The 5636-nt window shown below is 74.8% G+C and carries 4 protein-coding genes and 1 tRNA gene; 4 read left to right on the top strand and 1 reads right to left on the bottom strand.

Features of this window, described 5'->3' with window-relative positions; all coding sequences use genetic code 11:
* Both BGM09_RS22620 and BGM09_RS22615 read left to right on the top strand, forming a co-directional pair.
* Nucleotides 1–877, top strand: an 877-nt coding sequence (locus tag BGM09_RS22620; RefSeq protein WP_188283502.1) for a sortase, incomplete at its 5' end; no start/stop codon positions are given.
* A 124-nt stretch (nt 878–1001) separates the two neighbouring features.
* Complete coding sequence (locus tag BGM09_RS22615) at nt 1002–1808, top strand: phosphate ABC transporter ATP-binding protein (protein ID WP_411158358.1); 807 nt, start codon at nt 1002–1004, stop codon at nt 1806–1808.
* Between the two features lie 365 nt (nt 1809–2173).
* Here the strand turns inward: BGM09_RS22615 and BGM09_RS22610 are convergent.
* Nucleotides 2174–2246: transfer RNA gene (locus BGM09_RS22610), tRNA-Arg, on the bottom strand.
* Between the two features lie 339 nt (nt 2247–2585).
* Between BGM09_RS22610 and BGM09_RS22605 the strand changes: the two genes are divergently transcribed.
* Together BGM09_RS22605 and BGM09_RS22600 are read left to right on the top strand one after the other, a co-directional pair.
* Nucleotides 2586–4271: a dynamin family protein gene (locus BGM09_RS22605; protein ID WP_188283503.1), complete on the top strand. Its 1686-nt coding sequence runs from the start codon at nt 2586–2588 to the stop codon at nt 4269–4271.
* A gap of 5 nt (nt 4272–4276) precedes the next feature.
* Nucleotides 4277–5636 (top strand): GTPase (locus BGM09_RS22600; RefSeq protein WP_411158357.1); only part of this gene is annotated, 1360 nt, incomplete at its 3' end.

Raw genomic sequence — 5636 nt, 5'->3', positions numbered from 1 at the left:
GCTCGCCGCCCCGGCCCCCCGGCCGCGGCGGCCCGCCGCCCGTCAGCTCGCCGCGGGCGCGCTGCTCGCGCTCGCCGTGCTGCTGCTCGGCCTGGCCGCCAACCTCGTCGTACTCAGCGGGACGCAGCACAGGTCCGCGCAGCAGGAGCGGTTCGACGCGCTGCGCGCCAGCCTCGCCGAGGGCACCGTGCCGGTCGGCCAGACCGACGAGCGGGGCCGGCTGCTCGCGCCCGGCACACCGCTCGCGCTGCTGGAGATCCCCCGGCTGCACCTGCGCGAGGCGGTGTCGGAGGGCACCTCGGCCGACGTGCTCACCGGCGGCGTCGGCCACCGCCGCGACACCCCGCTGCCCGGCCAGTCAGGCAGCAGCGTGCTGATGGGCAGAGCGGCCGCGTACGGCGGACCGTTCGGCAAGCTCGACCGGCTGCGGCCGGGCGACACCTTCACCGTCACCACAGGGCAGGGCCGTCACCGGTTCCGGGTGCTCGACGCCCGCCGCGCGGGCGACCCGGCCCCGGCGCAGCCCGCCGCGGGAGGCGGCCGGCTGGTGCTGGTCACCGCCGACGGCCCCGCGTATCTGCCCAGCGGTGTGCTGCGCGTGGACGCCGACCTCGTGTCGAAGACCGCCGACACACCCGACGCCGTCATCCGGCCCGGCTCCGTCCCGGCCGACGAGCAGCCGATGGGCACCTCCACCGGCGAGCTGTGGAAGCTGGTGATGTGGCTCCAGGCGCTGCTCGCGGCGTCCGTCGCGGCCGTGTGGGCCTGGCACCGCTGGGGCCGCCACCAGACGTGGATCGTCTTCCTGCCGCTGACCGCCGTCGTCGGCTTCCAGGTCGCCGACCAGGTCACCGGCCTGCTCCCCAACCTCCTCTGACCCGCCCACCGTCCGCCCCGTACTGCCCGAGGTGCCCGCCGTGACCGACATCGCCACCCCCGAAGAGACCACCGCCGCCCTGCCCACCGCCGCCCTGCCCGGGACCGTCCCGCCCGAGACCGCCCTGCCCGGGTCCGTCCCGCCGCGCGGACCGGGCGCCGCCACCCTGGACGCGCGGGGCGTCTCCGCCTGGTTCGGCACGCACAAGGTCCTCGACCGGGTCTCGCTCACCATGCCCGCAGGCCGCGTGACCGCCCTGATCGGCCCGTCCGGCTGTGGAAAGTCCACTTTCCTGCGGACCCTGAACCGGATGCACGAGATGATCCCCGGCGCCGCCATGGGCGGCGAGGTCCTGCTCGACGGCGACGACATCTACGCGGCGGGCCGCCCGCTCACCGAGGCCCGGCGGCACATCGGCATGGTGTTCCAGAAGCCGAACCCGTTCCCCGCCATGAGCATCTACGACAACGTCCTGGCCGGACTGCGGCTGACCGGCGCCCGCGCCTCGCGGCAGACCAAGGACCTGCTGGTCGAGGAGTGCCTGTCGCGCGCGGGCCTGTGGAAGGAGGTCAGGGACCGGCTGCGGCAGCCCGGCGGCGCGCTGTCCGGCGGCCAGCAGCAACGGCTGTGCATCGCCCGCTCGCTGGCGATCCGCCCCCGCGTGCTCCTGATGGACGAGCCCTGCTCCGCTCTCGACCCGACGTCCACGCGCCGCGTCGAGGAGACCATCAGGGAACTGGCCGACGAGGTCACCGTCGTCATCGTCACCCACAATATGCAGCAGGCCGCCCGCGTCTCCCAGAACACCGCCTTCTTCCTCGCCGAACAGGGCACCCCCGGCGGCATCGTCGAACACGGCCCCACCGAGGCGATGTTCGGCAACCCGCAGGACACCCGTACCGCCGACTACGTCAACGGCCGCTTCGGCTGACCGGCCGCGCCCGCCGCTCCCCGAACGCGCCCGCCAGGGACTCGGCCGTCCGTGATTCGCTCTCGTGGGTGACCACGATGCCGCCTTTCGCGTGACCGGTCCCGGAAGGGCGGGGGAAGCGCGCAGGGCGAATCCGGCGGCAATCCCCGACGCCTCACGGCTTACGGACGGGCGTACGCCCCACGGACCGGCGTAATCCGGCCAGAACGTGGAGACGGGCGAGAACGCTGGGATTCGCGCGGACGACGGCGTGGGAACCCGTCGTCCGGGGGGTGGGGCGGCGCCCCTGGGGCACTCGTTCGGCGACCGCGCCGAGCCGCGACGACGCGGAACTTCCGGCGATACGTACGCGTTGACGTGTGGAGTGCCCCCGGCAGGACTCGAACCTGCGGCCAAGCGCTTAGAAGGCGCCTGCTCTATCCACTGAGCTACGGGGGCCGGACAGTGGCCGCGGCTGTCTCCGCCCCTGGGTGGTTCCGTGACCTTGTACCGAGGTCAAGGATAGGGCGCTACATGCCTGCCGCCGGTTGCTTCACCCGCGTGACACGTTGTGGAGGTTCGGTGAAGTGGTCCGATAATCGCAGGCATGTGCAGAACGTGCATCGCTTTTGACGCCTCGGATCGCTGCTGTTGTGCACTCGTTATGCCGATGGCTCATTCTGCCCCATCGACACCACGGGCCGCCCCATTTCGCGTAGTGCGGGCCGAATGGGGTGATTTACCCGAAATACGCTTCAAAAATGCTCCAATATGGGGCATTCTGCCGGTGTGGCGATCTTGGACGTACGGCCCGAGCTGCTCGACGCGCTGTCCGCGCTGCGCGACCGCGTCGACGCCGCACGCTTCCCCTTCCCGCTGCGCGGAGCCGCCCGCGCCCGGCGCACACGACAGGAGTTGCTCGCCCAGCTCGACGACTACCTGGTGCCCCGGCTGAAGGCGCCGGAGGCCCCTCTGCTGGCCGTCGTGGGCGGTTCGACGGGCGCGGGCAAGTCGACCCTCGTCAACTCCCTTGTCGGCCGCCGCGTCAGCGAATCCGGCGTGCTCCGGCCGACCACCCGCACCCCGGTGCTGGTCTGCCACCCCGAGGACCGCGCCTGGTTCGCGGACCCGCGCGTCCTGCCGGGCCTCAACAGGGCCTGGGCGGTACGCCAACGGGTGCGCCCGGGTGTCGGGGACGGCGGCGGCAGCGCCGGCCGGGGTGACAGCGGTGACCGGAACGACGACCGGCGCGGCGGGGGCGGCCGTACCGACCGCGGCGAACCCGGGCGCGCGGAAATGCGCCTGGAGACCGACGACAGCCTGCCCCGCGGCCTCGCGCTCCTCGACGCCCCCGACATCGACTCCCTCGTCACCCGCAACAGGGAACTGGCCGCCGAGCTGATCTGCGCCGCGGACATCTGGGTACTGGTCACCACCGCCTCCCGCTACGCCGACGCCCTGCCCTGGCATCTCCTGCGGACCGCCAAGGAGTACGACGTCACGCTCGCCACCGTCCTCGACCGCGTCCCGCACCAGATCGCGGACGACGTCGGCAGGCACTACGCGGCGCTGCTCGGCAAGGCCGGCCTGGGCGACGTACCCCGCTTCACCGTCCCCGAACTGCCCGAATCCGCGGGCGGCGGCGGCCTGTTGCCGCAGACCGCGGTGGCCGCGCTGCGCGAATGGCTCGCGCACTGCGCCCAGGACCCGGCCGCCCGCCAGCACGCCGCCCAGCGCACCGCCGTCGGCGTACTGGACTCCCTGCGCGGCCGGTTGCCCGCCCTCGCCTCCGCCTCGGCCGCCCAGCACGCCGCCGCCGTACGCCTGGCACGCGGCGCGGAGGACGCGTACGAACAGGCCGGGGAGCGGATCGACACCGCGATCGGCGCGGGCGTCCCGCTGGCCGGTGAGGCCCTCGCGCACTGGCAGGGCTACCCCGCGTGCGGTCCCGACGCCCTCCAGCACGCGCTCGCCGAGGAGTTCGCGGCCCTGCTGCGTACCGAGACCGACGCCGCCGACGAACGCGTCGTCGCCAACTGGCAGCGCGACCGCGCCGGATCCGCGCTGCTCGGCGAGCCGTCGGCCCGGCCGGACCGCGACCGGGTCGCGGTCGCCGCACGGATCGACAAGGGCGTACGCCGCTGGCGCCGCGGCCTGACCGAACTGTCCTACGCGCAGGCGCGGGCCGCCCGCGACGCCGACCGGCCGCCCGTCGACCCCGAGGACGTGGCCGCGCTGCTGGGCACCGCGCTGCTCGGCGGCAAGCGCGGGAGCGCCGCGGGTGAACGCCTCGCCGAGACCGTCGGCGTACAGGCCGCGCTGCGGCTGCGCGACACCGCCCGCGACCGGCTGGACGACGCCGTCGCCGGGCTGCTGAGCGCCGAGCGGGACCGGCGGCTCGCCCCGGTCGACGGCTACGACGTGACCGCGCGGCAGCAGTCGTCGCTGATCGCGGCGCTGTCCGTACTCCAGAGGGAAAGGTGACCACGGTGGCCACGACGACCGGCACTTCGGCACGATCCGCGGCGAGCGGGTCCGCGGACGCGGCGGGCGACGGGCCGGGACGTGTCCCGGGCCCGTCGTCCTGCGCGCCGTCCGCCTCTCCGTCCGCCGCTTCTCCGCTCTCCGCCGCTCAGGGGCGGGGGAGTGGTACCGACGCGCTGACCGTGCGGGTGGACGCGCTCGGCGAGTTGCTGGGGCTGTCCAGGACGCGGATCAGCCCGGACGCGCTGGCCGAGACCGGCGAGCTGCTGGAACGCCTGGGCGAGCGGCGGCGGTTGTCGCTCGACCACACGGTGGTGGCGCTGGCCGGGGCGACCGGCAGCGGGAAGTCCACGCTCTTCAACGCCCTCGCGGGACTCGAACTCTCCGAGACCGGCGTACGGCGGCCGACCACCGCGAAGCCGGTCGCCTGCGCCTGGCAGCCGGAACGGGCGGCCGGGCTGCTCGACCGGCTGGGGATCGCGCCGCAGGACCGTTACGCCAGGCGTGGCGCGCTGGACGCCGCGGACGCGCTGGGCGTGCCGCGCCTGTTGGGCGGGGAGGAGCCGGACGGCGCCCTCGGCGGGCGCGCCGCGAGCCTGGACGGGCTCGTCCTGATCGACCTGCCCGACCACGACTCGGCCGCGACCGGCCACCGCGATCAGGTGGACCGGCTGCTGGGCCTGGTGGACGTCGTGGTCTGGGTGCTCGACCCCGAGAAGTACGCCGACGCGGCCCTGCACGAGCGCTATCTGCGCCCGCTGTCCGGGCACGCCGACGTGACCGTGCTGGTGCTCAACCAGATCGACCGGCTGCCCGGCGACTCGGTCGACCTGGTCCTCGACGACCTGCGGCGGCTGCTGGACGAGGACGGCCTCGCGGTCGGCGAGCACGGCGAGGACGGCGCCGTGGTGCTCTCCGCGTCGGCGCTGACCGGCGAGGGCGTCGCGGACCTGCGCGCCGTACTGGCCCAGCTCGTCACCGACCGCGCGGCGGCCGGAAGGCGGCTGGCGGCCGACATGGACCGCACGGCGAGCAGGCTGCACCCGCTCTACGTCGGCGAGGGCGGCGCCGGGCTCACGGACTCGGCGCGCGAGGAATTCGTGGACCGGCTCGCGGACGCGGTGGGCGCGGCCGGTGCCGGACAGTCGGCGGAACGGGACTGGGCGGGTGCGGCGGAGGAAGCCTGCGGTACGCCGTGGGGTCGGCTGGTCGGTGAACGGGCCGCGGCGGGCGGCGGTTCCCGCGGCGAGCGCCCGGCGCAGGTTTCACCCGTACGAGCGACCCGTACGGGCGGCGGCGGGCTGTCCGCGTCCCGGCCGGTGGTGGACGAGGCGGTGCGCGGCGTGGTGGCCGACGCGTCCCGCG

The sequence above is a fragment of the Streptomyces sp. CBMA29 genome (genome assembly GCF_014596445.1).
Taxonomy (GTDB): Bacteria; Actinomycetota; Actinomycetes; order Streptomycetales; family Streptomycetaceae; genus Actinacidiphila.
This window is presented reverse-complemented; position numbering and strand designations above follow the sequence as displayed.